General features: G+C 39.9%; 1 protein-coding gene. It reads right to left on the bottom strand.

The genetic code is table 11. The annotated features are described in order from the left end of the window. Positions 1 to 37: 37 nt before the first annotated feature. Positions 38 to 280 (bottom strand): hypothetical protein, encoded by a 243-nt coding sequence (locus LI114_RS13830; RefSeq protein WP_117903302.1) that lies wholly within the window; start codon positions 278 to 280, stop codon positions 38 to 40. Positions 281 to 343: the final 63 nt, after the last annotated feature.

The raw sequence follows: 343 nt of genomic DNA on the forward strand, positions 1-343 counted from the left end.
TAACACCTATCATCATTCCAATGAACAAATACGTCATTTACATCATCTCCATTTCCATATCCTCATCTTCTGTCTGTTCATCATCGATAGAAGTGATCTCAACATACTCGCCGATAACATTCAAGGCCTCATAGTAACTGCTCGAAGATGTTATTCTGCTGCACATTTCCTTTGCCTCATCATACATTCCGTTCCTTTTCAGCGTTTTTGAGGCTATGCCCATAAGATTGAATATATTTCCGTCCTGACCTATCAGCGGACATTTTGGCTTTTTGGACATCACGACATCTCCTTTCCGTAATATTTTCTCAGCAGACCTATGATAAAAAGCTGACCTTTTCCC

Source organism: Ruminococcus sp. 210702-SL.1.03, assembly GCF_020559915.1.
Classification (GTDB): Bacteria; Bacillota; Clostridia; order Oscillospirales; family Ruminococcaceae; genus YE71.